At 64.5% G+C, this 23965-nt stretch carries 25 protein-coding genes; 11 read left to right on the forward strand and 14 right to left on the reverse strand.

Annotation, left to right across the window (positions count from 1 at the left end; translation table 11 throughout):
- Positions 1–144: 144 nt before the first annotated feature.
- Together otsB and CH296_RS13610 are read right to left on the reverse strand one after the other, a co-directional pair.
- A complete protein-coding gene (gene otsB / locus CH296_RS13605) occupies positions 145–2697 on the reverse strand; it encodes a trehalose-phosphatase (protein WP_094685012.1) in 2553 nt (850 codons plus the stop codon).
- 59 nt (positions 2698–2756) lie between these two features.
- Entirely contained in the window at positions 2757–3500 is a 744-nt protein-coding gene (locus CH296_RS13610) for a FadR/GntR family transcriptional regulator (protein WP_032397182.1), read from the reverse strand.
- Positions 3501–3580: 80 nt separating this feature from the next.
- Between CH296_RS13610 and CH296_RS13615 the strand changes: the two genes are divergently transcribed.
- Positions 3581–4141 (forward strand): gluconokinase, encoded by a 561-nt coding sequence (locus CH296_RS13615; RefSeq protein WP_032397181.1) that lies wholly within the window; start codon positions 3581–3583, stop codon positions 4139–4141.
- 185 nt (positions 4142–4326) lie between these two features.
- Here the strand turns inward: CH296_RS13615 and CH296_RS13620 are convergent, their stop codons facing one another.
- The 8 genes from CH296_RS13620 to CH296_RS13655 form a co-directional block, all read right to left on the reverse strand.
- On the reverse strand, positions 4327–5136 hold the full coding sequence (locus CH296_RS13620) for a CbtA family protein (protein ID WP_094685014.1): 810 nt from the start codon (positions 5134–5136) through the stop codon (positions 4327–4329).
- Entirely contained in the window at positions 5127–5264 is a 138-nt protein-coding gene (locus tag CH296_RS13625) for a CbtB domain-containing protein (protein WP_256980480.1), read from the reverse strand. The genes CH296_RS13620 and CH296_RS13625 overlap by 10 nt, the downstream gene beginning before the upstream one ends.
- A gap of 95 nt (positions 5265–5359) precedes the next feature.
- The gene (locus tag CH296_RS13630) at positions 5360–5788 is read right to left on the reverse strand and encodes a nitrile hydratase accessory protein (RefSeq protein WP_254924247.1); all 429 of its coding nucleotides are present in this window, start codon (positions 5786–5788) and stop codon (positions 5360–5362) included.
- Positions 5785–6387, reverse strand: coding sequence for a nitrile hydratase subunit alpha (gene nthA, locus CH296_RS13635; RefSeq protein WP_094659569.1), 603 nt, complete (start codon positions 6385–6387; stop codon positions 5785–5787). Before nthA ends, CH296_RS13630 begins: the two co-directional genes overlap by 4 nt.
- The gene (gene nthB / locus CH296_RS13640) at positions 6384–7091 is read right to left on the reverse strand and encodes a nitrile hydratase subunit beta (protein WP_094630997.1); all 708 of its coding nucleotides are present in this window, start codon (positions 7089–7091) and stop codon (positions 6384–6386) included. The genes nthA and nthB overlap by 4 nt, the downstream gene beginning before the upstream one ends.
- A 33-nt stretch (positions 7092–7124) precedes the next feature.
- On the reverse strand, positions 7125–8681 hold the full coding sequence (locus tag CH296_RS13645; protein ID WP_094685016.1) for an amidase: 1557 nt from the start codon (positions 8679–8681) through the stop codon (positions 7125–7127).
- A 355-nt stretch (positions 8682–9036) separates the two neighbouring features.
- Complete coding sequence (locus tag CH296_RS13650; RefSeq protein WP_094685018.1) at positions 9037–10428, reverse strand: ABC transporter substrate-binding protein; 1392 nt, start codon at positions 10426–10428, stop codon at positions 9037–9039.
- A 39-nt stretch (positions 10429–10467) separates the two neighbouring features.
- Entirely contained in the window at positions 10468–10848 is a 381-nt protein-coding gene (locus CH296_RS13655; RefSeq protein WP_094630994.1) for a helix-turn-helix transcriptional regulator, read from the reverse strand.
- A 238-nt stretch (positions 10849–11086) separates the two neighbouring features.
- Between CH296_RS13655 and CH296_RS13660 the strand changes: the two genes are divergently transcribed.
- From CH296_RS13660 to CH296_RS13670, 3 genes are all read left to right on the forward strand, one after another.
- A complete protein-coding gene (locus CH296_RS13660; protein WP_032397411.1) occupies positions 11087–11389 on the forward strand; it encodes a WhiB family transcriptional regulator in 303 nt (100 codons plus the stop codon).
- A gap of 200 nt (positions 11390–11589) precedes the next feature.
- A complete protein-coding gene (locus CH296_RS13665) occupies positions 11590–12309 on the forward strand; it encodes a DUF2637 domain-containing protein (RefSeq protein ID WP_094685020.1) in 720 nt (239 codons plus the stop codon).
- 22 nt (positions 12310–12331) lie between these two features.
- Positions 12332–12844 carry a DUF427 domain-containing protein gene (locus CH296_RS13670; protein ID WP_032397179.1) on the forward strand — a complete coding sequence of 171 codons (513 nt, stop codon included), beginning with the start codon at positions 12332–12334 and terminating at the stop codon, positions 12842–12844.
- A gap of 3 nt (positions 12845–12847) precedes the next feature.
- Here the strand turns inward: CH296_RS13670 and CH296_RS13675 are convergent, their stop codons facing one another.
- From CH296_RS13675 to CH296_RS13685, 3 genes are read right to left on the reverse strand one after another with little or no spacing between them, the layout of a single operon-like run.
- On the reverse strand, positions 12848–13891 hold the full coding sequence (locus CH296_RS13675; protein WP_256980447.1) for a hypothetical protein: 1044 nt from the start codon (positions 13889–13891) through the stop codon (positions 12848–12850).
- Positions 13888–14508 carry a 5,6-dimethylbenzimidazole synthase gene (gene bluB, locus CH296_RS13680; protein ID WP_179273151.1) on the reverse strand — a complete coding sequence of 207 codons (621 nt, stop codon included), beginning with the start codon at positions 14506–14508 and terminating at the stop codon, positions 13888–13890. Before bluB ends, CH296_RS13675 begins: the two co-directional genes overlap by 4 nt.
- 11 nt (positions 14509–14519) lie before the next feature.
- Positions 14520–16793 carry a bifunctional diguanylate cyclase/phosphodiesterase gene (locus tag CH296_RS13685; RefSeq protein ID WP_094685023.1) on the reverse strand — a complete coding sequence of 758 codons (2274 nt, stop codon included), beginning with the start codon at positions 16791–16793 and terminating at the stop codon, positions 14520–14522.
- A gap of 156 nt (positions 16794–16949) precedes the next feature.
- On the opposite strand from CH296_RS13685, the gene CH296_RS13690 reads away from it, so the two are divergent.
- From CH296_RS13690 to CH296_RS13700, 3 genes are all read left to right on the forward strand, one after another.
- The gene (locus CH296_RS13690; RefSeq protein WP_094630989.1) at positions 16950–17543 is read left to right on the forward strand and encodes a TetR/AcrR family transcriptional regulator; all 594 of its coding nucleotides are present in this window, start codon (positions 16950–16952) and stop codon (positions 17541–17543) included.
- Between the two features lie 321 nt (positions 17544–17864).
- Entirely contained in the window at positions 17865–18542 is a 678-nt protein-coding gene (locus CH296_RS13695; protein ID WP_094685025.1) for a DUF4956 domain-containing protein, read from the forward strand.
- A gap of 2 nt (positions 18543–18544) precedes the next feature.
- On the forward strand, positions 18545–20260 hold the full coding sequence (locus CH296_RS13700; RefSeq protein WP_256980448.1) for a CotH kinase family protein: 1716 nt from the start codon (positions 18545–18547) through the stop codon (positions 20258–20260).
- 11 nt (positions 20261–20271) lie between these two features.
- On the opposite strand, the gene CH296_RS28940 is transcribed toward CH296_RS13700, so the two are convergent.
- The gene (locus tag CH296_RS28940; RefSeq protein WP_155290818.1) at positions 20272–20439 is read right to left on the reverse strand and encodes a hypothetical protein; all 168 of its coding nucleotides are present in this window, start codon (positions 20437–20439) and stop codon (positions 20272–20274) included.
- A gap of 87 nt (positions 20440–20526) precedes the next feature.
- Here CH296_RS28940 and CH296_RS13705 point away from each other — a divergent pair, with 87 nt between their 5' ends.
- The 4 genes from CH296_RS13705 to CH296_RS13720 are packed head-to-tail and all read left to right on the forward strand — an operon-like array spanning position 20527 to position 23945.
- Entirely contained in the window at positions 20527–21375 is an 849-nt protein-coding gene (locus CH296_RS13705) for a hypothetical protein (RefSeq protein ID WP_143546362.1), read from the forward strand.
- 15 nt (positions 21376–21390) lie between these two features.
- Entirely contained in the window at positions 21391–22308 is a 918-nt protein-coding gene (locus CH296_RS13710; RefSeq protein WP_032397173.1) for a polyphosphate polymerase domain-containing protein, read from the forward strand.
- 25 nt (positions 22309–22333) lie between these two features.
- The gene (locus CH296_RS13715) at positions 22334–22951 is read left to right on the forward strand and encodes a DUF47 domain-containing protein (protein WP_094646763.1); all 618 of its coding nucleotides are present in this window, start codon (positions 22334–22336) and stop codon (positions 22949–22951) included.
- Between the two features lie 7 nt (positions 22952–22958).
- The gene (locus CH296_RS13720) at positions 22959–23945 is read left to right on the forward strand and encodes an inorganic phosphate transporter (protein ID WP_032397171.1); all 987 of its coding nucleotides are present in this window, start codon (positions 22959–22961) and stop codon (positions 23943–23945) included.
- The last annotated feature ends 20 nt before the right edge of the window (positions 23946–23965 follow it).

Genomic DNA, 23965 nt, shown 5'->3' on the forward strand with positions numbered 1-23965 from the left:
CGCGTCAATGGACCATTGCACGGCTCAGACGTATGCAATGTGCCATTCACGCAGCGGACCCCCGTGGGTGAATGGACCATTGCACTGCTCAGACGTATGCAATGGTCCATTGACGCGGAGCGGAGCGGTGCGGCGGGGCGGAGGTCAGGCAGGCTGGTCGCTGAGCAATCTCGCGCAGCGCAGCAGACCGAGGTGACTGTAGGCCTGCGGATGGTTGCCGAGGGATCGTTCGGCGATGGGGTCGTATTCCTCACTGAGCAGTCCGGTGGGGCCTGCGGCGCTGACGAGTTGGGCGAACAGGGCTTCGGCTTCGGCGCGCTGTCCCACCAGAAGGTATGCCTCCACCAGCCAGGCCGCGCACAGGTGGAAGCCGCCTTCGCCGCCGGGGAGTCCGTCGTCGTGGCGGTAGCGGTAGACGGTCGAGCCGCTGCGCAGTTCGGCTTCGGTGGCGGTGACGGTGGCTGCGAAGCGCGGGTCGGCCGGGTCGATCAGTCCGGACAGCCCGATGAACAGGGTCGCGGCGTCGAGGTCGGTGCCGTCGTACGCGGCGGTGAAGGACTGCACCTCCTCGTTCCAGCCGTTGGCGAGTACTTCCTCTCGGATGGTCTCGCGCAGAGGTGCCCAGCCGGGTTCCGTCGCACGGCCGAATGTTTCGGCGAGTCGGATGGCGCGATCGACGGTGATCCAGCCCATCACCTTGGAGTAGACGTGGTGGCGGGGGTTGTCGCGGATCTCCCAGATACCGTGGTCGGGTTCGAACCAGCGACGTTCGACGGCTTCGACCATGGCGCGGACGAGTTCCCAGTCATCTTCGGAGAGAACGTGTTCCGATCCTGCGGCCTTGCGTGCATGGGCGAGGGCGGACACCAGTTCGACGATGGGGCCGAACACGTCGAGCTGAACCTGTTGGTTGGCAGCATTTCCCACCCGTACCGGACGCGAACCGGCGTAACCGGGCAGCTCGTCGATGACGGCCTCGGGTGGCAGGCCGAGGCCCCAGATGGTGTACAGCGGGTGCAGGCGTTCGGGACCCGACACCGACTCGAGTACTCCGTGGATCCAGGACAGGTAGTTCTCGGCCTCGGCCGTCGAGCCGACGTCGACCAGTGCTGCCGCCGTCAGCGCCGCGTCGCGCAGCCAGCAGTAGCGGTAGTCCCAGTTGCGTACTCCGCCGATATCTTCGGGTAGCGAAGTGGTGGCGGCCGCCATGATCGAACCGGACTCGGCGTGCACCAGTCCGCGCAGAGTCAGTGCCGATCGCTTCATCAGATCGCGCTTGAGCGGCGGCAGATCCAGGCCGTCGGCCCAGTCCTTCCAGTACGCCTCCGATGCCCGACGACGCTCCACCTCGGCCCACGGGTGCTCGCTCAGATCATCCGTTCCGAGCCGCAATTCGAGAACGATCGGTCCGTTGGAGGGATCGACCTCGGCGTGCGCGGTTTGCTGGGATCCATCGGAGACGATGTTCCAGACGACGCCGGGGCTACGCAGCACCATCGGATCCGCGGTACCGAGGACGCGTAGGCCGTCGGCGTCGGGTTCCAGTGACGCCCAGGCCTTTCCGAACTCCGGACGCGGCGCGAAGGTGACCACGGCGGTGGCCTTGCCGGTGATGACGCGGGTCAGAGCGGTCTGACCCTGGCCGACGTCGTGCGGCAGGTAGTCGGTGACCTGCAGGCTGGCCCACTTGGTCTGCACCGTCATCGTGCCGTCCACGTATTGCTGGCTCAGCGGCAACGATGTACGGGTGGGTCCGACGCTGAAGTGACCGGCCTGATCGCCGCCGAGCAGGTGCGCGAACACCGCTGCCGAATCGGGTTCGGGGTGACACAGCCAGGTGACGTCGGCGTCGGGGGTCAGCAGTGCAACGGCATTGGGGCTGGCCAACATCGTCAGTCGCTCGATACGCGGGGCGTCGGCTCCCGAGAGCCACTGGCGTCGCTCTTCGAGCAGAAACGCCAGGGCGAGCGCGACCTGCTCGGTGCTGTCGATGCGGAACTCCGCCAGGGTGTCTCCCGGCCCGATCTTGACGCCGATGTCCGGCCCGTGCAGGTGTCCGAACGCCTTCTCGTCGGTGACGTCGTCGCCGAAAAAGACTGCGGCAGTAGCGGCTTCCTGGTGGCGAAGAATGTCGAGCGCGACGCCCTTGTCGGTGACGATGACCGCCAACTCGATGACGGACTTGCCCTCGGTGACCTGCACCCCGTCCCGCGCAGCCGCGCCGGATCGCACGGCCGCGAGGGCCTCGTCGCCTGCGGCGGTCTCGGCGTTGCGGACGTGCAACGCGACGCTGGCCGGCTTGGTCTCGATACTCACGCCTGGATGGGCGTCGGCGATGGCCTGCAGTTCGCCGGTGATGACGGTGAGGAGCTTCTTGGCGTTGTCGTCGATGGCGTTGACGAACCCGGCGTCGAACTCGCTGCCGTGGCTGCCTACCAGCTGCACCTCGGACGGCAGCCGCGAGAGGATCGCGAGATCACGCAGGGCGCGTCCGGAGATGACGGCGGCGTTGGTTCCGGCCAGGGAAGCGAGCCCGCGCATGGCGCTGACCGACTCGGGGTGTGGGAACGCCTTCTGCGGGTCGGAGACGATCGGCGCCATGGTGCCGTCGTAATCGGACGCGACGAGCAGACGCGGAGTCCGAGCTACTCCAACGAGTGCGCGGCGAAGTTCGAGCGGCAATTCGAGAGCAGTCACCCGTCGAATCTAGGCGATGAACCCCGCCTCGGCGTACCTGGCTTTGTGCGCTCGGTGTATCACTGCTGGTCGGGCACCAGACCGGGCGACGGCGTCACACCCGAGGCCGCCGACATCGATGCTGCTGACTTGGTGACGATGGCCAACATGGCTCGCTGTGCGGCGTCGGCGTCACCGGACTGGATCGACGAGGCGACCACCCCGTGCAGACGAATTGCCTCCGGGTCGGCCTGCCTCGACATCAGGGCATGGCGGGTACGTCCGGCGAGTACCTCGACCACGATGTCGGACATCGATCGCAACATCGGATTGCCCGACGCCGCGAGCAGCGTGCGATGAAAATTGCAGTCGTGTTCGAGGTAGGCCTCGGAGTCGGCTGCTCTCGACGTCGACGACATTCCGATGACGGCGGCGGTCAACGCCCCGCATTGCTCGGGTGTCGCTCGGTGGGCGGCCAGCTTGGCTGCCAAAGGTTCGATCCCCGAACGCAATTCGCTGAGCAGTAGCAACTGTTCGGCGCGAGCCGGCCCGGCCAGTTGCCAGCGGATCACCACCGGGTCGAGTGAGTTCCAGTTCTCCGAGCCCTGCACGGTGATTCCGACGCGACGACGCACCGTGAGCAACCCCAGCGACTCGAGAACGCGCACGACTTCCCGCACGACGGTCCGCGACACGGTGAACCGCACGGCGACGTCGTCTGCCGAGATTCGGGTCCCGCTCGGGATCGCGCCGCTGACGATGTCGCGCCCGAGCTCGTCGAGCACCGAATCGTGCAGTTGGCGGAAGTCGTTGGTCTCGCTCATGTCCGGTCGATCGTCCCACGGGTTGCCCGGTTTCTCGCGTCTGTCCGATCCAGGCGGGCGCGATGGAGCAGTATCGAGGGATGGCATCGCAGACGACAGGTAGAGCACATCATCCGGTACTCGTGGTGATGGGAGTGTCCGGATCGGGCAAGTCCACGGTGGCGGGCATCCTCGCAGGTGCACTGAAATGGGACCTGCAGGAGGGCGACGACCTGCACCCGGACGCCAACGTGGCCAAGATGGCGTCGGGTCAGCCGCTGACCGACGAGGACAGATGGCCGTGGCTGGACGTGATCGCGGAATGGATCACCGACCACACCACCACGGGGCGATCGGGGATCGTGACGTGCTCGGCGCTCAAGCGGACGTATCGGGACGTGCTGGCTGCCGGGTCGAGGGAGGGGGCGGAAGTGATCTTCGTGCACCTGGCCGGAACGAAGGATCGGATCAGCGGTCGCCTCAATGCACGGATGGACCACTTCATGCCGTCGTCGCTGCTCGACACCCAGATCTCCACCCTCGAGCCGCTGGGCGACGACGAGAACGCCATCGTCGTCGACATCGGTCCGCCCCCGACCAAGATCGCCGAGCGCATCCTCGTCGAACTCGAGACGCGGGCCGGGATGTCGGAGAGTCACTGAGAAACCGACTGGGGCAACTGCCGCCCAGCCATAGACCGCTCACCCCTGGCCGCGTGAATGGACCATTGCATACGTCTGAGCGGTGCAATGGTCCATTCACCCCGGCCGACCGGGCCGGCCACACTGCGTCAATGGCGCTTTGCAGACGTCTGAGCGGTGCAATGGTCCATTGACGCAGAACCGGGCTACGCCGCGACGGCCTCGCGGCGGATCGGGCGTACTGCGCGGTCGGTGAGGAACGCGAATGCCAATCCCAGAGTCAGCCACAGGGTCGCCTGGGTGGCCAGGGACGACAGTCGGAATTCCCAGAGCAGGGTGGCGGGAAAGTCCGAGCCGACCTCGTTCACACCGGGCAACAGCGCATAGCCGATCCCGACCACAAACAGGAATGCGAGCAGCGGTGCGCCGACGCGGATCGCCACCGAATGCTGCGATGCCACCACCTTGGCGACGTAGATCCCGATCGCGACGGCCAGCACACCGAGAATCACGGTCGCCAACCACAGCCAGGTGCGCTGGGTGATGGTCTCCGGATCGCCGACCGCGGGCGGGTTGGCCGGGTACTTGAAGAACGGCACCGCTTCGATGGCCACCCATCCGGCACCGGCCCCGACCAGGGCCAGTACCGATCCCGGCAGGGAGCTGAAGCGTCGCCCGTAGTGCAGTGCCGAGGCGAAGATCGCGCCAAAGGCAAGGCCTGCGAGTCCGGTGGCGAGGAACAGCCCGACGCGTTGTCCGTCGCGACTGACGAGCGGGTCCTCGTCCCCGTGTGAATGTGCGGCAGGGGCGGCCTCGGTGGGATCGGCTCCGGTGTGATGGTCGTCGGCACCGGCTGCTTCTTCGATGGCGATGGCCGAGTCGATGTGCGGCTCACCGACGACGTAGGCGACTGCTCCGGCGAGCAGACCTGCGAGGAGTCCGGCGAGCAGACCTCGCACCAGTAGTTGGACGAAGGTGCCCTGCAGCGTCGGGCCGTGTGTGTCGGTCAGTGGCATGGCAGGCCCAGCAGGTGGCGGCCGTCGTGCATCAGTTCGTGCATGTACATGCCACTGCGGGAGATCGCGCCCTGATCGAAACCGACGAGGTAGAGCACGACGAAAGCGAGCAGGACTGCAGCGATCATCACGGTCGAGGCCGCGATCTTCTGCAGTGCGGTGTCGGGTGCTGCTGACATTGTGGTCATGGTGTGTACCGCTTTCGGTGATGGTGTTCGAGAGTTCAGGTTCGGGCCGGATCGATGCTCACGGGTTCGAGATGAGCCTTGTGGTGGTCCCGATCGGGTGGCGTTGCGAGCACTGCCTTGGTTCGTGCGTCGAGAACCGCGTCGCTGAGCAACCCGCTACCCGCGAGGCGCGATTCCAGTGCGGTGAGCCAGTGTTCGTAGTACGACCACGGTGATTGTTCGGACGGATCGTGTCGTTCCTCCCACGACTTGATCGACTCGATCAGCGAGAGCTGGAATTCCGCCCACTCGAACTGGCGGGCATCGTAGGCCGCGACGGCCATCGCGAATGCGCGTATCTCCCAGGGTTGCGTGAACGCCGTATCACCGCCGGGAACCTCGGGGAGGCTGCAGACGAGCTTTTCCACTCGACGACGCGCATCTCCCAATTCGGTTGCATCCGAACGAATTGCCGACGCGGTCACGAGGTGGCCTCGGCCGTGGGTCCGACACCGATCATGCTGTCGCGGCTGACCAACTCGGCGAGCTGGTCTTCGGTCCAGCCGTCGGTGCCCGCGGGCCGCGCAGGAAGAACCCAGTACCGCATCTCACTGCTCGAATCCCAGACGCGAATCTCGACGTCGTCGGACACCGCGTAGCCGAAGCTCTCCGCCAGAACCTTGCGTGGCTCGCGCACGATCGCCGCCCGGTACTGGGGCTCCTTGTACCAGTTCGGTGGCAACCCCAGCACCGGCCACGGGTAGCAGGAACACAGGGTGCAGACGATCACGTTGTGCACGTCGGCGGTGTCTTCCACGACCACCATGTCCTCGCCCTGCAATCCGCCGATTCCGAGTTCGGCGCATGCGCCGGTCGCGTCGGCAAGCAGCCGGGCCTTGAACTCCGGGTCGGACCAGGCTTTGGCGACGACCTTGGCCCCCAATTGCGGTCCCACCTCGTTCTCGTAGATCTCGACGAGACGGTCGATGGCCTGGGTGGTCATGATGCCCTTCTCGATCAGCATCGACTCCAAGGCCTTTACGCGTGCAGCGATCTCTTCCTGGCTACGAATCAGTCCGCTCATACTGCTTGCGCTCCTTCGGTTTTCACGAGTTCGATGTAGGGGTCCCAGACGTCGAAGTACACGGCCTGATTGGCATCCGCGGTCTCCTCGCCCCACAGTTCGTCGGCCTCGAAGCGGACTGTGTAGACGTGCTCGGGGCAGTCACCGAGGTTGTTCCCCGCCGTGTCGGGATAGATGAACGTGCCATGTGCCAGCACGACTTTCCCCGTTGCACCGCGGATGTACCGAGCCTTGCGGGTATGTCCACGGGGTGAGCCTCGAAGCACACGGACCGTGTCGCCGACCGCGAAGCGTGCAACTTTGTCGCTTTCCCTCTTGGCCGGTGCGCCCGCGGGCACGACGGCTTCGATGAAGGCCAGGAGTTCGGGATCATCGGCATGCTCGGGCAGGGGAGCATCGGGGTTCTTCAGGAAGAACTCGGTTCTGCGGTCGAGCTCGTCGAGATCGAGCTTCCCGGTGCGCTCGCCGTGGTACTCGACGGTGTGGATCCAATGTTCGTAGTACGGCGATTTCAGATAGACCGCAGGATCGATCTGTTCCATTCCGAAGCGAAATTGGTCGACGCCGAAGAACCCACCTCGGAAGCACATGGAGAACATGCCGAAAGCGACCTTCTCCCACTCCGCTCGAAAAACCGGTTCGTTCTCGGGGACGACAACGGTACCGATTCCGTCGGTACCGCCGAGATCGAAAACTCCGTTCACGTGATTCTCCTTCGTTGTGTGGGGGTGTCAGGGCTATGCGAGTGCAACGCGGTCTCGCGCGGCATCGGGCGTCGGAAATCCGCCCACTAGTTGTTCGAACGCGTGCCCGACGCGCAGCACGGTGGCGTCGTCGAAGTGCTTGCCGACGATCATCATTCCGACCGGTAGACCGTCGATCAGACCTGCAGGAACCGACAGTGCCGGGTGGCCGGTCACGTCCAGCGGTGCCGCGTTGACCACCATGCCGAGCGCCTTGGTGAGGTAGGTGGCGCGGTCGATACCCGGCTCGGGCAACTCGCTCGCGGTGTAGGGCAGCGTCGGCATGACCAGCACGTCGTAGGACTCGAGCGCGGTGTCGTAGGCGGCACGGGCCGTCGGCACGAGATTGCGGGCTTTGCCGTATGCGGCCGATCCCAGAGTGGTCGTTCCGTGATGGCCGCACAGCGCAACGAGTTTGACGGTTTCCGACAATTCGTCGGCGTGAGTCCTTCGTCGTTCGGAGAAGTACGCCATCTGCTCCGGGTCGTACAGGCCACCGGCATTGAGGCCGTAACCGTTTCCGTCGAGCATCTGGTAGGCGGCTCCGTCGGTGGCGATGACGTTCCAGACGTGGAATGCGTGTCGATGCCACGGAATACTCACCTCGCCGACCTCCGCGCCTGCTTCGGTGAAGCGGAGCGCAGCTGCACGGACCGCCGAGTCGACCTCCGGTTGTGACGACTCGTGGCCGAAACCCTCTGTGACGATGCCGATTCGAAGTCCGGTGACCCCGTTGTCGAGGCCGTGGGTGTAGTCGACGGCGGGAGTCTCGTCGGGTTGGCGCGGGTCGTTGCCGTCGGTACCTGCGATCACCGACAGCATCAGCGCTGCGTCGGCAACCGTGCGGGCGATCGGGCCGACATGGTCGATGGTCCGCTCGATCGGGAACGCGCCCGTGTAGGGGACCAGGCCGAACGTCGGCTTGTGTCCGACCACGCCACAGAACGAAGCGGGGATACGGATGGAGCCGCCCTGGTCACCGCCGATGGCCATGTCGACCTCGCCGAGTGCGACCAAAGCGCCGCTGCCACTCGACGATCCACCTGCTTCGCGACTGGGATCCCACGGGTTGCGCACCGGCCCCGACGCGGATGTGAAGCTCGAGCCCGAGAAACACAGATCCTCACACACCGACTTTCCTGCGATCTCGGCTCCCGCGGCCAGCAGACGCGTGACGACGGTGGCGTCCCGCGTCGGCACGAAACCCTCGAGGGTGCGAGAGCCGTTCATCATCGGCACTCCTGCCACCGCGACGTTGTCCTTGATGGCAACTCGTCTTCCGGCGAGGCGATCGTCGGCGGCCTCGGCCGAGGTGATGGAAGTGGTGACATACCAGGCGCCCAGCGGATTCTCGGTCGCGGACGGAGTTCGGTGTTCACGGTCGGGCGCGGTGGGTGCGATGTCCGCATACAGGTCGTCCACGACGTCGTAGGACCCGAGAGCTCCGTCGACGAGACCCGCGAATTCCTCACGATCGGCGGTACTCAGGGTCATCCCGTAATGCTCTGCGGCCGAACCGATCGCAGCTGGGCTCGGGCGTGAAACTGTCATGGCGTCTCCTGTCGAAGCGGCAGATCGTGCTGGGGTGTGCATCGTCGAACGAACCAGCGCCGCGGAACGTGATCGGTACTCGGTTCCGATGACGCTAGAGCAGTCCTTCCAATGCGTCAATGTGTATCGACATATTGACTGGTTAAATCTGTGTTGCGCGGACATCACCCGGTGGTGGAGCAGCGTGAAGTGCTGCGACAGAACGCTGTTCGTCGTCACGTGCGAAGAGTTCACCTCACCGGAGCGCACCCGAAAGCAGCCTCGTGTGTCGGTCGTCACACTGGACGGTAGGCGATGCGGACCTACACGTCAATGAGTAGCGACATATCGACCTTCGGTGTGCGTAGTTGCCGATTCACCGCGGTCGAAAGATGCCGTGCCGCGATTCGGCGAGCACGATGGACGGCCCTGCAGTTCGGCCGTCCACGCGAGACGTGGCGGCCTGCACGGTGAGGCCACGCCGCAGCGTCTCGCGGTCGAGTTCGGTGTGCGAGGCTGCGATCGTCCGTCCGTACGCAACGATGGCCTCGTACGTGGTCTCGGACAGCGAACTCATGGGTGGCTTCGGTCCGGGCTGCAGTGTCTCATAACGTTTTTCGAGCTCGCGATGCTCGTCGGTGGTGCCCTGGAAATACGCGAACGCCGCCCATACCCCATCGGATGCCGAAGATCCGATCAACTGTTGGGTCGCTTCGTCGAGCACCAGGGCCAACGTGCGGGTCCGGGATCGAACGCCGGCGTGAAAACACTGTTGCTCGAACACGACTTCGTCGTGGCCCACCAGCGAGGAGAGGATCAGTTCCGCCCCGGAATTCTCGATGGCGGCAATGGTGGAGGAGAAGTCTTCGGTACCCAGCGGAAGGTAGGCGTCCCCGAGTACCGAACCGTTGTTCTCGGCGACGACGCGACGCGCCGCCCAATGCGCGCCGTACGACCACGAGTAACGATGGCCGACGAAGAACCATGTCCTACAGCGAGTTTCCGACATCAGTACCGGGATGCCGGCACGTGCTTGCGCGAGCGGGCGTTCACCGAGCCGCACTATTCCCGGATCGGGACGCCCTCCTTCGTTGAGCACGGTGTGCACCACCAGGACGTCGGTGTTCTGCAACGCCGACGCCGCAGCGTTGAAGGTGGCAGAGGTGACGCATGCGAAGATGATCCGGCATCCACTGCGAAGCAATCGGCGGGCGGCGGCAGCCCCCGCTCGCGAGTCGGAGGCGTCGTCGCCGATCAGAAGCTCCACGGGTAGTCCGTGTATCCCGCCTTCGGCATTGATGTCGTCCACCGCCAGGTGCGCCAGTGTTTCGGTGGCCTGCGCGAACACGGCCGCGGAGCCGGATTTGCTCACCAACAGACCGATTCGGTGTCGGTCCGGACGTAGGGGTTCGGGTGGGCCGTAACCGCGTTTGTGCGCCAGCCACGCCACGCCGTCCTGGTTCACGCTCGATTCCAACACCAGGCGTGTGCCGGAACCGTCCGGGTGAAATCGCAGCGTCAAACGACCTCGCCACGGTTGATGGTGTACCACTGCAACGGATTTGCCGCTCCGCACCGCTGCCACGTGACCGAGCAGTGTGATCGGCTCACCCGCGGCACCGCCGACAGGCAACGACACCGACACCGCAGCACCCACCACCATGCGTGTGCACTCGAGATCGAGGAGATCGCCATCGAGAAACTGCTGATACGCGACCCGGGGCGGATGGGGTACGTGGATCTGTGCTGTGACGGACAGGTCGGCCATCACGCCACCGCGTTCACGACGGTTGCGGGCGAACTGCGCTCACGCGCGCCGGCGAGACCGGGTTTCCGACGCATCGTCCTCAGCGTCGCCGGCACTGGGCGAACTGCTGGATGTCTGCGCCGCAACCAGTGAACGCTCGAGAACGTCGCGGAGAAACCGTAGAGCGTCGTTGGCGGGGCCTGCCGGGTCGACGGAGAAGTAGCGGTGACGTCCAGCGCGCCGTTCCACCACCACTCCCGACATCTTGAGTGCTTTCAGATGCGCCGACACCGTGGTCCGCCCCACCGAGGAGATGTGTTCGCTGATGAATCCGGCACTGCATTCACCGTGCGAGGCCAAGGTGTCGAGGATCTCGCGGCGGACCTGGTCGGCGAGCGCCGCGAACACCAGTTCTCGGCTCTGCTGATCGCCGACGTCCATCGCAAGTCCTTGTCTCGATATCTGCCGCACCCGAATAGGTCGATTGGCATCAACATATCCCATCCAGGCACGCGTCGACAGTGCAGTCGCCCCCCCGATGGCCGCCCGAGAGCGTCGGCGACGGCTGTTTCAAGCAAGCGCGCTTGCTTTTAAGTACTACGAATGGACAAAAGAACTTGTAAAAGTACGACGAATGCGAGATAGTGAGCTTGTTCACTTTTCAGTGAGGAGACAGCTCATGGTGCGAGGCGCACCCGCCAGGCCGGTCCAACTTCCCGTTCCCAACGCCGATGTCTGGGACTGGCAACTCGACGGTCTGTGTCGTGGACTGGACTCGTCCGTGTTCTTCCACCCCGAAGGCGAGCGAGGTCGCGCCCGCACCTCGCGCGAGAAGTCCGCGAAGCAGGTCTGCGGCCGCTGCCCGGTACTCGAACAATGTCGCCAGCACGCACTGGAGGCCAACGAGCCCTACGGCGTGTGGGGCGGAATGTCCGCGCACGATCGCGCCGACTTCTACCGCGGAGCCATCCGAACCGCTTGATCCCGCCGGGGCATACGGGTGCGCTGCAGACGCGCGCGCATGTGCCGAACGCGGTCGTAATTGTCAACGCGCACATGGTAATTACGCGTGCTGCTGGCAAACGCGCGCGCGTTTGCGGGGACTGGTTCGCGGTGCCTTCGAGCCCTGATCGTCGCGGGCTCGACCGAACTTGTCGGTGGTCTCGTGTTCCATGACGACCCATGAACAAGGTCCTGCGTGCGACGCTCGTCAGTGCGGTCGTCATCACCACCGTCATCGGAATCGCGTCGTTCGTGCTGAGTTTCGCCGCACTGTGGGATCTCGCCACGATGGCAGGCGTTCCACGCTCACTGTCCTGGCTGTGGCCGGTGATCGTCGACGGCACCATCCTGCAGGCCACCATCTCCGTCATCGCGCTCGCCCAATTCGAGGATCAACGCAGTGGTCGACGCTTCTTCTGGGGCGTGCTGATCACGGCCGCTCTGGTCAGTATCGGCGCAAATGCCATGCACGCCTTCATCTCCGACGCCGGCACGCTGCATCCGGCCCTGTCGGCGGCCATTGCGACCGTCGCCCCGGTGAGCCTGTTGGCCGCGACCCACGGACTCGGCATCCTCGTTCGGGTACCGGCGGAACTGCCGAAGACCGCAGGCATCGCCGACGAACAACCCGTCGTGGACGAGGTGGCCTTCGCACCGAGAGCCGAACCGGCGATGCCTGCGCCCGAACTCACCACCCCCGAGACGCCGGCACCCGCACCGACGAAGCGCGTCGAGCCGGTCCAAACCGAGCCGGAGCACATCCAGCCGGTCCGCGTCGAGCAATCCGTGCCCGAATCTCCCGTCACCTCGATGCGCACGGTCGAGCCGCTCGACGAGGTGGATCGATGGATTCTCGACGAAGAACGGGTGGACGATCTCTATCCCGTCGACGCTCCGTGACATCCGGTGGCACCATCGAAGGATGAGTCAGAACTTGCCGAGATCCGTCGTTCCCGAGAAGCCGAAGCCGGGCCAGGAGTCGGTGTGGGATTACCCCCGCCCACCGCGGCTCGAGTCCTCCAACCGATCGCTGGTCGTCCGTCTCGGCGGTCAGGTGATCGCCCGCACCACCGCCGCGTACCGAGTGCTCGAGACGAGCCACCCACCGACCTGGTACATCTCACCTTCGGACGTGGTCCCGGGTGCGCTGACGCCCTCGGACGCCCGCTCGACGCACTGCGAGTGGAAGGGTGCGGCCACGTACTGGGATGTGCACGGAGGCGACGCCGTGGCACCGGCGGCGGCGTGGAGTTACGAGAACCCGACGCCACGGTTCGTCGACATCGCCGGCTACCTGGCCTTCTCGCCGAGCCGCGTCGAATGCGAGATCGACGGTGAGGCCGTGCGACCACAGGAAGGCGGGTTCTACGAGGGCTGGATCACCGACGATGTCGTCGGGCCGTTCAAGGGAATCCCCGGCTCCTACGGGTGGTGAGGGCTAACCGACGGGCAACTCTGCGCGGGTGATGATCTGAATCGAACTCGCCGCACCGGGGTCGCTACCGGTCACCAGCACGTCCCCGGTGCGCGGATCGACGGCGACGGAATTGGCCTGCGTCACCGTCGGAACGTCGCCCAGAGTCCGAGGAGCGGCTGGATCGGACACGTCGACCACCCGCAGGAGATTCGACGCTGTCAGCGTCACGAACAGCAGCCGGCGTTCGGGATCGACGGCGAGCCCGTACGGGTTGCCGGGCGCATCGATCGACGCGATCTGGCGAATGCCTCCGGCGGTGTCGACCGAGGCGAGAAGGACCGTGCCGCCGTCGGTGTCGGCGAACCCGGCCACCGTCTGATTCACCGTCACCGCGTGCGTGAGCTTGACCCCGATCGGAGCCTGCGCCACCTCCTGGCGCGTCGCACCGTCGTAGACCCACACACCGTTGCCCTGCACGTCCGCGACGGCAGCGTAGGGACCGAGAGCGGCGACTCCACCGGGTTGGACGGGCCCGGGCGGAAGCTCCGACACCACCGACCCGTCGCGGAGGAAGATCACTCCGCCACCCATTTCGTTGGTGGCCACGATGGTGCCGTCGGAGGTCTGCACGGCGTCGTGTGGTTGACGGCCCACCCCCGTGGCGGTCGACAGGATCGCGCCGTCGTCGAGTGAGATCTCGAGCAGTTCGTCACTGCCTTCGAGCGGAACCAACACCGGGCCGTCGGGACCTGCGAGCGAGAGATGGCGCGGTGCACCCGTCGTCGCGACCATCTGGCGCACGACACCGGTGGCCGCATCGAACAGCACCACGCCGTCGGGTTCACGTACCCCGGCAGCTGCGATGCCGGACGAGCCGACCACGACACCCTCGGGAGCACCGGGAAGGGCGACGACGGTTCCGATCGGGTCGGCCGAGTCCGGGGCCTGTGCCGGCTCGGCCGCCGGAGTCGTTGCGGGAGGATTGGTTTCGTCGACAGTGTCGGCAGAGCAGCCGGTCACCAACAGGAGCGCGGCCGCAACCGTCACCAGGCGTGCCCGCATCATCGGCGGTACTGCTCGAAGTGCAGGGCGTCGTCCAGAGGACGACGGGTGCGCCACCCGAAGCGCTCCAGATCGGGAACCTCCTGGAACGATTCGACCGGACCCACACACAGCCACGCGATGGGGCGAACCGGTGCGGGGATGTCGAGCAGTTCGGTGAGATAAGCCTCGTCGTAGAAGGAGACCCAGCCGACGCCGACGTTCTCGGCTATCGCTGCGAGCCAGAGATTTTCGATGGCCAGTACGGCGGAGAACAATCCGGTGTCGTCGACGGTGTCGCGGCCGAGGACGTGCCGACCTCCACGGCCCGGATCGTAGGTGACCACCACCCCGGTTCCGCTCGTCTCGATTCCCTCGATACGGATGGGGTCGAACGTCTTTCGGCGTTCGGCATCGAGCTTGTCCGCGAAGTCCTGTCGGCAGCCGGCCACGTGGGCGGCGAAGGCGCTCAGGGTATCGGGCTTGCGGACGATCACGAAGTCCCAGGGTTGGGTGTTGCCGACGCTCGGGGCCTGATGCGCGGCACCGAGGATGCGGCGCAGCGTCTCGTCGTCGACGACGGTTCCGTCGAACTCGGCGCGAACGTCGCGGCGAGATCGAATGGCTGCATACACCGACAGGGCTGCCTCGGTCATGATATCCGTTCTCCTGTAACACTTCTCAGACGTTCGTCGAGCTCGGCGACGAGGGCGGGCAGTCGATCTGCCGAGGTGGGCCGGCCGAGGTGGAAACCTTGTGCCCGACCGCACCGGAGCTCACGCAACGCCGTCATCGTCATCTCGTCCTCCACGCCCTCGGCCGTCACCGACAATCCCAGAGTACGGGCCAGTTCGACGGTCGAGCGCACGATGGCGGCGTGTGCGGGATTGTGGGCCATGCCGGCGATGAAGGCGCGATCGATCTTCAACTCCTGGACCGGCAACCGCTCGATGTAGGCGAGTGAGCTGTAGCCCGTGCCGTAGTCGTCGATGGCGACCTGCACACCCATCGCGTGCAGAATCGACAGCTTCTCCGTCGCGCCCACCGGGTCGGTCATCGCCGAGGTCTCGGTCACTTCCACCGTCAATCGCCACGGAGGGCAGTCGAATTCGGTCAGCGCCGTGCACACCTGCTCGATCAAGGTGTCGTCGAACAGATTTCGAGTCGAGATGTTGACAGCGATGCTCAGGTCGAGACCGTCGGCCAGCCATTGCCTGCGTTGGGCGAGGGCGTGCGTGAGAACGTAGTTCGTCAGCGGCCGGATCAGTCCGGTACGTTCGGCGGTGGGCAGAAATGCGCTGGGGGACAGGACGTTACCGTTCGGGTGATGCCACCGCAGCAGTGCTTCCACGCCGACGACGCTCATCGTCCTGAGGTCGACCTGAGGCTGGTAGTGCAGCCGCAGCTGGTCCGATTCGAGTGCTGTGGTGAGCTCGCCGAGCATGATGAGTTGCTCGCTCTTGTCCCGGTCCATCGATCGGTCGTAGTACGCAACGCGCGACTGAGCGGCTTTCGCCGTCTGGACGGCGAGGTCGGCGCGCTGTACGAGGCGATCCGGTGTGGTCTCCTCGTCGCCCTCGGTAGCCGGAGAGTTCGACGCGACACCGACGCTCGCTTCGATCAGCAGAGTCATGTTCTCCACCTCGAAAGGCGTGGCGAATTGCTGTTGAATCTTCTCGGCCAACGCGGCCGGGTCCATCGATTCCGCCGGCCCGCACAGCGCGAACTCGTCACCGGCCAAGCGTGCCAACAGAATCGAGTCGTCGACGATACTTCGTAGGCGGTCGGCGACCACCACGAGAACCCGGTCGCCCAGGCCGCGCCCGAACGTGTCGTTGATCTCTTTGAAACGATCGATATCGACGGTCAGCAATGTCGATCCGCCGGCATTGCTCCAGACCTGATGTTCCAGGGCGCGTAAATTGGCCAACCCGGTGAGGTGATCGGTGTCGGCGACTGCACGCAACTGCACCGTTTGAGTGTGCAGCAACCGCAACAGATCGGTGATGCGAAACACCACCAGGATCACCAACGCTCCGGCGCAGAGCAGAACTGCCCAACCCCACTGCTCGATCGGTTCGTCGCGAACGACTTCGATGAACATGACGATCGGTGCGGTCAATGTGGCCGCGGTGAGCACGACGACAGTGGGGGTGGTGAACGACGCCATCAGATGGGCGTCGGATTCGATGTTCGGGTTGGTGATGCGGCGCATCGACGGGTGCAGGGCGGCGACGCCGATCAGGACGTAGGACAGGGTCCATCCGACGTCGAACAGCGACCGCTGGGACGAGGACGCGGGCATGATCGCGAAGTTGTTGACGGTGTCGGTGACGACGAGCAACGACACGGCGCAGGTGAGCAGTCGGTAGGACAGGGCTCGCCATTGTCGTGATCCGACGAAGTGGGCCAGCAGTCCGAGCAGGAAGATGTCCATCGCGGGGTACGCGACGTCGACGAGTCCGCCCAATCCGGAGATTCCTTCCGCGCCGAGCGTCGGCTGGACGGCGAAGACCCAGGTGAGCAGTCCGAAGGCCACCATGATGATGGCACTGTTGGCGACATGCCCACGCTCACTGGCCCGCCACTTGTGGCGGGCCAGCAGAAACAGGCCGAAACCGTAGATCGGATAGCCGACGAGGTACAGCGCATCGGCGATCGAGGGATACGGCACGCTTCCGCGAGTGACGTGGATCCACTCGAACACGATGTCGCCGAGCACCCACAGTGCGGTTCCGGTGGCGATGGCCAGCCAGGCTCTGCGGTTGGCGGGCCGGTGCATCCTGGTACCGATCACGGTGGCAGCGACGGCGGACGCTCCGACGAGTACGAAGACCGACTGAGCCCAGACGATCGTGGGGACGAGGAAGTAGACGACGCAGCCGACTGCGCCGAGCGCTGCGTACCACCGCCACCAGGCCGTCACGATTTTCTCCAGCCGTTCACGCCGATCCGACGGCTTCAACAATGTCACACTGACGTGATGTAGGTCACCTGCACTCGCGTCCCGTGACAGAAGTATGCCTCAGCGCTACCATCGGTTATCGGTACGAAACTGTTTCGATTCGATATGGGGGCACGGATGAACGGCGACGCCCCACGTCGGTCGAGGGTGAGTGTGGAGCGCGAGGGCGAGTTTCTCGACGCTGCGCTGCTCTGCCTCGGGGAGGTCGGTTACGACTCGCTGTCGATGGACCTGGTTGCCGAACGAGCGCAGTGCAGCAAAGCCACCCTCTATCGGAGGTGGTCGAGCAAGGCCGAGCTGGTGGTCGCTGCCATCGAATCGGTGGGCCCCCCGCCGTTCGTCGGAATCGATACCGGCGACCTTCGTGGAGATCTGCTCGAGCTGATGCACCGGGTGTCCGAGGGGGCGGAGCACGATCAACGTTTCGCCGCGGCGATCCACCATGCGGTGATGGTCGACGAACAGTTGGCGGCAGCGGTGCGGAGAACGTTCCTCGAACCCGAGGCTCGATTCCTCGAGTCGGTCGTCATGCGTGCGGTGGAGCGGGGGGAATTGTCGACCAGACCGCCCGCTGCCGATTTTCTGCAATACATGGTTTTCAGCGCGATCATGACGGGGCCATTGACCGATGCCAAGCCTTTGGATTCGGAATACCGAACCCGAATCATCGACGAGGTCATTCTGCCGGCCCTACGCTCGGAGGCTCGCTGATCGCGAGCCTGTTCGGTCGGAGTTACGTTGCCTGAAGCGAACAATCGAAACTGTTGCACTGCAACATGATAAGAAACGATGACCCTTCCCGACATCCGAAGTGGATGTCGGGTATTCGTCGTGGATCGACTGTGTGCTGCCAGGCTTCTTGCGGCTGAATTGGCAGGAAACTGCCAGCTTCCTGTATGGAATTTCCGGACCGAATGTCTCTATGGTTAACGGCATCCGAACAAACGGTAAAAAGCGAGGATTACGCCGGCGCGCGGGCCGAACCACCCCCGGTAGCCAGTGCGAAATTCGATACAACTCGATCGGAATGCGATGAATTTCAACATTCAAGACCTGAGCGGAACGTTCTCGACGTTCGACATCGTGGTGTCTCTGACACTGTCGTTCGTCCTGTCGGCCATCATCGGCTGGGTCTATCGACTCACCCACAAGAACGTCTCGTACAGCCAGTCCTACGTACAAACTCTCGTCACGGTGGGCATGGTCATCAGCCTGATCATGCTGGTCGTCGGATCGAACGTGGCGCGGGCGTTCGCCCTCGTCGGTGCGTTGTCCGTCGTCCGATTCCGCAACGCCATCAAGGAAACTCGCGACGTCGGCTTCATCTTCCTCGTGATGGCGATCGGCATGGCCACGGGAACTCGCTTCTACGTGTTGGCGATCGCGGCAACGTTCGCGATCTGCCTGGTGATGGTGGTGATGAGCAAGTTCGACTGGTTCAAGCTCGATGTGCAGCGTCAGGTCGTCAAGGTTCAGGTGCCACCCGACGCCGATTACACCGATCTGGTCGAAGACGTACTGATCAAGCACTGCAAGGAGTTCGAGCTGGTCAGTACCGAATCGGTGAGATCGGGCGCACTGACCGAGCTGTATTTCACCGCACAACTGCGGTCCGGCAAGAAGCCCGGTGAGTTGATCGCTGCCCTCAGTGAGGTCAATACCGGACAACGGGTTTCGGTACTCACCGGATACGACCAGACGGATATCTGATCGTGGCCGACCCGAACACGAACTTTCCCTCCGCTCCGACGACCCTGCGAAGGAGGTTGATCCATCGAATTCCTCGGACGGTGCGGCAGCACTGGAAGATCGCTGCCACGCTCCTGGTGTTCGTCGTGGTGATGGCGACCGTGTTCGGGTCGACCCGGATCCGCCCGTACATCACCGGCGATGCAACCGTCATCGCGTCGGAGATCACCGAGAACGTCCAGGGCACGGTCGACCTCTTCGATCCCACTGTGTCGCATTCGATTTCGCTCGACATCGATGCCGGTGACTACCAGACCCTGAAGGACTCGTTCCAGAACGAGGGTGTCAAGGAATCGGTACCCGCCGACATCACCATCGACGGGACTCTGATCTCGGACGTCGGTATTCGACTGAAGGGCAACTCGACGCTGAGTTCGCTGAGCAACGATGACGGCACGATGCCGGGACGCGGTGGTGGCAACGCCGGCGCGGACGGCGCAGCACCCCCAGCGAACGCCGCAGCCATGCCTGAGGGCGCAGCCATGCCGGACGGCGCGGCCATGCCCGAGGGTGCGGCGATGCCTGAGGGTGCAGCAATGCCTGAGGATGCGGCGATGCCGGAGGGTGCAGCCGTGCCTGCGGAGGGTGCAGCCATGCCCGAGGGCGGGGGAATGCCCGGGGGAGTCGGGTTGGGTGTGCTCGGTGAACCGCTCAGTTTCGATGCGCCCGAGGATCTTCCGTTTCTGATCGACTTCGCCGAGTACTCCGAGGGGCGGGCGTATCAGGGTCACACCACGCTCTCGCTGCGGCCGTACGCTCCGGCGTTGAACGAGTCGGTCTCTCTTGCGATCACCGACGCTTCGGGCCAGCCGACCCAGGACTTCACCTACACCACGTACTCGGTGAACGACTCGGCCGAGACGACGCGACTGGTGGTCGTCGCTCCCGATGACGACTACGCCAATTCTCTGGAGGACGGCGACGGGGTGTTGTACAAGACCGGAGCGAATGCGAGCTTCACGTATCAGGGTGACGATCAGACCACCTATGCAGAGCAGTTCACCCAGATCAATGCCCGCGGGACAGCGGACCTGCAACCGATCATCACGCTGTTGAAGTGGCTCGACGGTGCAGACCAGGCCGAGTTCGATGCGCATCTGGCCGACTACGTCGACGTCGACTCGCTGGCGAATTATCTTGCACTGCAGAACTTGCTGGGCAACGGCGACGACATGGGCGGACCGGGAAAGAACTTCTACCTCTACTACGACCTGGACACGAAGAAGTTCTCCGTCGTGTCGTGGGATCTCAATCTGGCTCTGAATTCCGATTCCACCGCCGGGGCCCACGACGAAGTCTCGATGATTCCCGGTGGCGGAGGGGCAGGCGGTGGCATGCCGCAGCTGCCCGAGGGCTTCACCCCACCGGAGGGAATGGAGCTCCCGGAAGGCGGGGGCATGCCCGAAGGTGGCCCGATGCTGGGTAATTCGCTCAAGGACATGTTCTTGGACTCGACGGAGTTCACCGACGAGTACGACACTGCGTTCCGCACGATCTACGACAAGTTGTGGGCCAGTGGCCGGGTGCTCGACATCGTCGACGAGGTCGCCGCGTCCGTTCCCACGTCGGCCGGTCTCTCCCAGGAGGACATCGATGCGGATGCTGCGGAATTGAAGTCACGGCTGCAGATCCGAATCGACGCACTCGCCGACGATCCTGTTGTCACGGGATCGTCGTGATGTCCCGGCGGTCAGCGCAGGGTCAGGGTGTCCGCCGGGGAAACCTCGCGGCGGGGGTCGCGCAGCGGCAGTCCGTTGAGCAGGACCATGCCCTCCATCACGAAGGAGGCGGCCTGCGCGAGCGTGCGCGCCGTACCCGTGGCCACCAGCAACTCCGGAACAGAGGTTCGACCGTTCATGAGCCGATGTTGCTCCCGGGTGGTGACGATCGCCGCTCGTTCGCGTGGCGGTCAGGCGACGCGTGGGTGAACAACAGGAATCGACGCGTGGGTCGGACTGTCGCCGCATGTGGGATCGGTGTCTCGGTTCTCGCGTCGTGCGGGGTGACCCAACCGGAGTCGACGGCAGCATTCGAGACCTGGTGTACTCCGACCGATCCGGGACTGTCCGAGCTCTCGGGCCTGGCGTGGACGGGCGATACCGGATACGCGATAGGAGACCGCGGCAGCGACGACCGGCTGGCGGTGCTCGACCGTGCCTGCGAGGTCACGAGGTGGGTCGAGGTCGGAGTCGAGACGGTCGACGTCGAGGACATGGCCGTCGATCGTGCGGGGATCGTGTGGCTCGCCGACACCGGTGACAACGACAGCGACCGCGACAGCGTCACGCTGATCGGCGTCGATGTTCGGTCCGATCGGCGGACCTCCGTCTCCCTGCGCTACCCGGACGGCGCACACGACGTCGAGGCGTTCGCTCTGACGCCCAGCGGGCAACCGGTGTTGATCACCAAGGTCTCCGGCGGTGCGTCCGCCACGATATACAGCAGCGCCGAATCCGTCACCGCCTCTCCGCAATTGATCGATCTTGCTCGCAATGGAACGGTGTCGGCGACGGCACCGGACGGATCGAGCAGGCCGATCACCGGGGCGGCCGTCGATGCCGACGCCACCGTGGGGGCACTGCGAACGAAGAAGGATCTGTTCGTCTTCGATATCGCCGACGGCGATGTGGCCGCGGCATTCTCGGGCGCTCCCACCGGTGTTGTCGAGGGCCCCGATCAACCACAGGGCGAGGCCGTCGCCTTCACCGACGCGGGTGAACTGCTGCTCGCGTCCGAGGCCGACGGAGCTGCCGACTTGCCCGCCGTAGTGCTCGCTCCGTTCCACCATTCGTAGGAAGAAGGAATCCGCATGAGTCTGTTCGACAAATTTCGACCCAAGGCCGCACTGGAGAAGCAGGGTGCGTCGCCGGAAGACCTGACCACCGAGCCCACCGGTTACCAGCAGACCGCAAGCAAGCTGCACTCGTTCAACCGGTACGAGATCAAGTACTTCGTCGCCGAGGCAGACGTCGCGCAGGTCCGTGAAGAGCTGACGGCGCGGATGGACACCGATCCGTTCTCGCCGAAGGGCGGTTACCCGGTCACCTCGCTGTACTACGACACCACCGACCTGCGGTTCTACTGGGAGAAGATCGAGGGCCTGAAGTTCCGACGCAAGGTGCGGGTGCGCCTGTACGGGGCGCCGTCGGAGTGCACGGACGACACACCGGTGCAGATCGAGATCAAGCAGCGCGTCAACAGGGTCACGCAGAAGCGTCGAATCTCGTTGCCCTACGACGTTTCTCAGCGGTGGTTGAACGGACGTGAGGAGATCGACTGCGATCCGAGTCAACGCCCGTTCGTCAACGAGGTCAGTACGTTGATCGCCAATCTCGACCTGCGTCCGATGGTGACGACCGGCTATCTACGCGAGGCGTACGTCGGACGCGAGGCCGATCTGGGGCTTCGGGTAACCATCGATCACAAGGTGCACGGACGCGACCGCGACTTCCGCTTCGACTCCGGTGCCGAGAATCGGTTCATCATTCCGCCCAAGCTGGCCATCCTGGAGATCAAGGCCAACGAGCGGGTTCCGTACTGGGTGACCGATATGACGGCTCGCATGAACATGTCCGTCATTCGCGTCTCGAAGTACTGCCAGTCCATCGAGGCATTCGGAATGGCACCCCGATCACGCGCCGGTGCACCCGAACTCGTGCTTCCCGCCGATGCCGATCATCGCGTGCCGTCGGATCTACTCGAGCCATACGCCGGCGCTCGCCGGTAGCCGACTCACCCCTAGGAGCCGCACGATGTTCGCACGCTTCAAGCCCAAGTCCGTTCTGTTCTACGACCTGTTCAACTCCTCGGCTCAACTGCTGGCCGCCGGAGCCAAGACGTTGACCGAACTGCTCGAATCCGCACCGGAGATCGATGCTGTGGCGCGTCGCATGGTCGATCTCGAGCACGAAGCAGACAGCATCACTCACGACCTGTTCCGCACCCTGAATTCGAGTTTCATCACCCCGTTCGATCGCACCGACATCTACGTCCTGGGTTCGAGTCTCGACGACGTGATGGACCACATGGAAGCGGCGACTCATCTGCTCTCGCTCTACCGGATCGACCGACTCACCCCGCACATGCACGACATGATCGACATCCTCGACCGGTCGGCGAAAGTCACTGCGGAAGCCATGCCGAGGCTGGCGTCGATGAAGGATCTCGAGCGCTACTGGATCGAGATCAACGAGCTCGAGAACCGGGCCGACCATGCCTATCGGACATTCCTGGCGGATCTGTTCGATGGCCGTTTCGACGCGTTGACCGTGATGAAACTCAAGGGAGTGGGCGACGAACTCGAAGATGCCGCAGACGCTTTCGAGAAAGTCGCGCACGTCATCGAATCCATCGTGTTGAAAGAGACGTGAGTGCGCGGTGGTAGCACTCGTTCTTGTCATCACTCTGGCGATGGCGTTCACCTTCACCAACGGCTTTCACGATTCGGCCAATGCCATCGCGACGTCGGTGTCCACGCGTGCACTCACACTGCGTTCGGCTCTGCTCATGGCCGCGGTGGGAAACCTGCTCGGCTCCTTCTTCGGTGCGAAGGTCGCCTCGACGGTCGGCGAGGGAATCATCGCCCTCGATGTCGGATCCGACGCATTGCTCGTGGTCGGGTGCGCCCTGGTCGGTGCCATCGCCTGGAATCTGATCACGTGGTGGTTCGGGTTGCCGTCCTCGTCCTCGCACGCATTGGTGGGCGGCATGGTGGGAGCTGCACTCGCAGGCGGAATGACAGTGCTGTGGGGAGGCGTCGCGACCAAGGTGATCCTGCCGATGATCGTTTCTCCTGCAGTCGGTTTCGCGCTCGGAAGTGCCGCGATGGTGGCCATTCTGTGGATGTTCCGCCGCTCGTCTCCCAGTGCCACCAGCCGCGGATTCCGGCGAGCTCAGACATGCTCGGCCGCAGCCATGGCCTTCGGGCACGGTATGCAGGATGCGGCCAAGACGATGGGCATCGTGGTTCTGGCACTGGTGGTGTCGGGTCATCAGGCCGATTACACGATTCCTCTGTGGTGCTATTTCCTCACCGCGACGGTGCTGGCGGTCGGAACAGCGACCGGAGGAATGCGGATCATGCGCACCCTCGGCCGCAAGATCATCGAACTCGACCCACCCCAGGGCTTCGCGGCCGAGGCGACCGCATCCGCGGTTCTCTACGTTGCCTCGATCGGACTGGGAGCACCGGTATCGACGACGCATGTCATTTCGTCGGCGATCATGGGCGTCGGGGCGACCAAGCGCACGACGGCCGTGCGTTGGGGAACGGCGGGAAACATGCTCGCGGCGTGGGTCACCACGCTGCCCGCGGCGGCAGCTGTCGCCGCGCTGACCTACGTGGTTGCCGGGGTGGTCCTGTGAAGTCGCGAGCAGGTCGGACA

It is taken from the genome of Rhodococcus sp. 14-2496-1d (assembly GCF_002259365.1).
GTDB lineage: Bacteria > Actinomycetota > Actinomycetes > Mycobacteriales > Mycobacteriaceae > Rhodococcoides.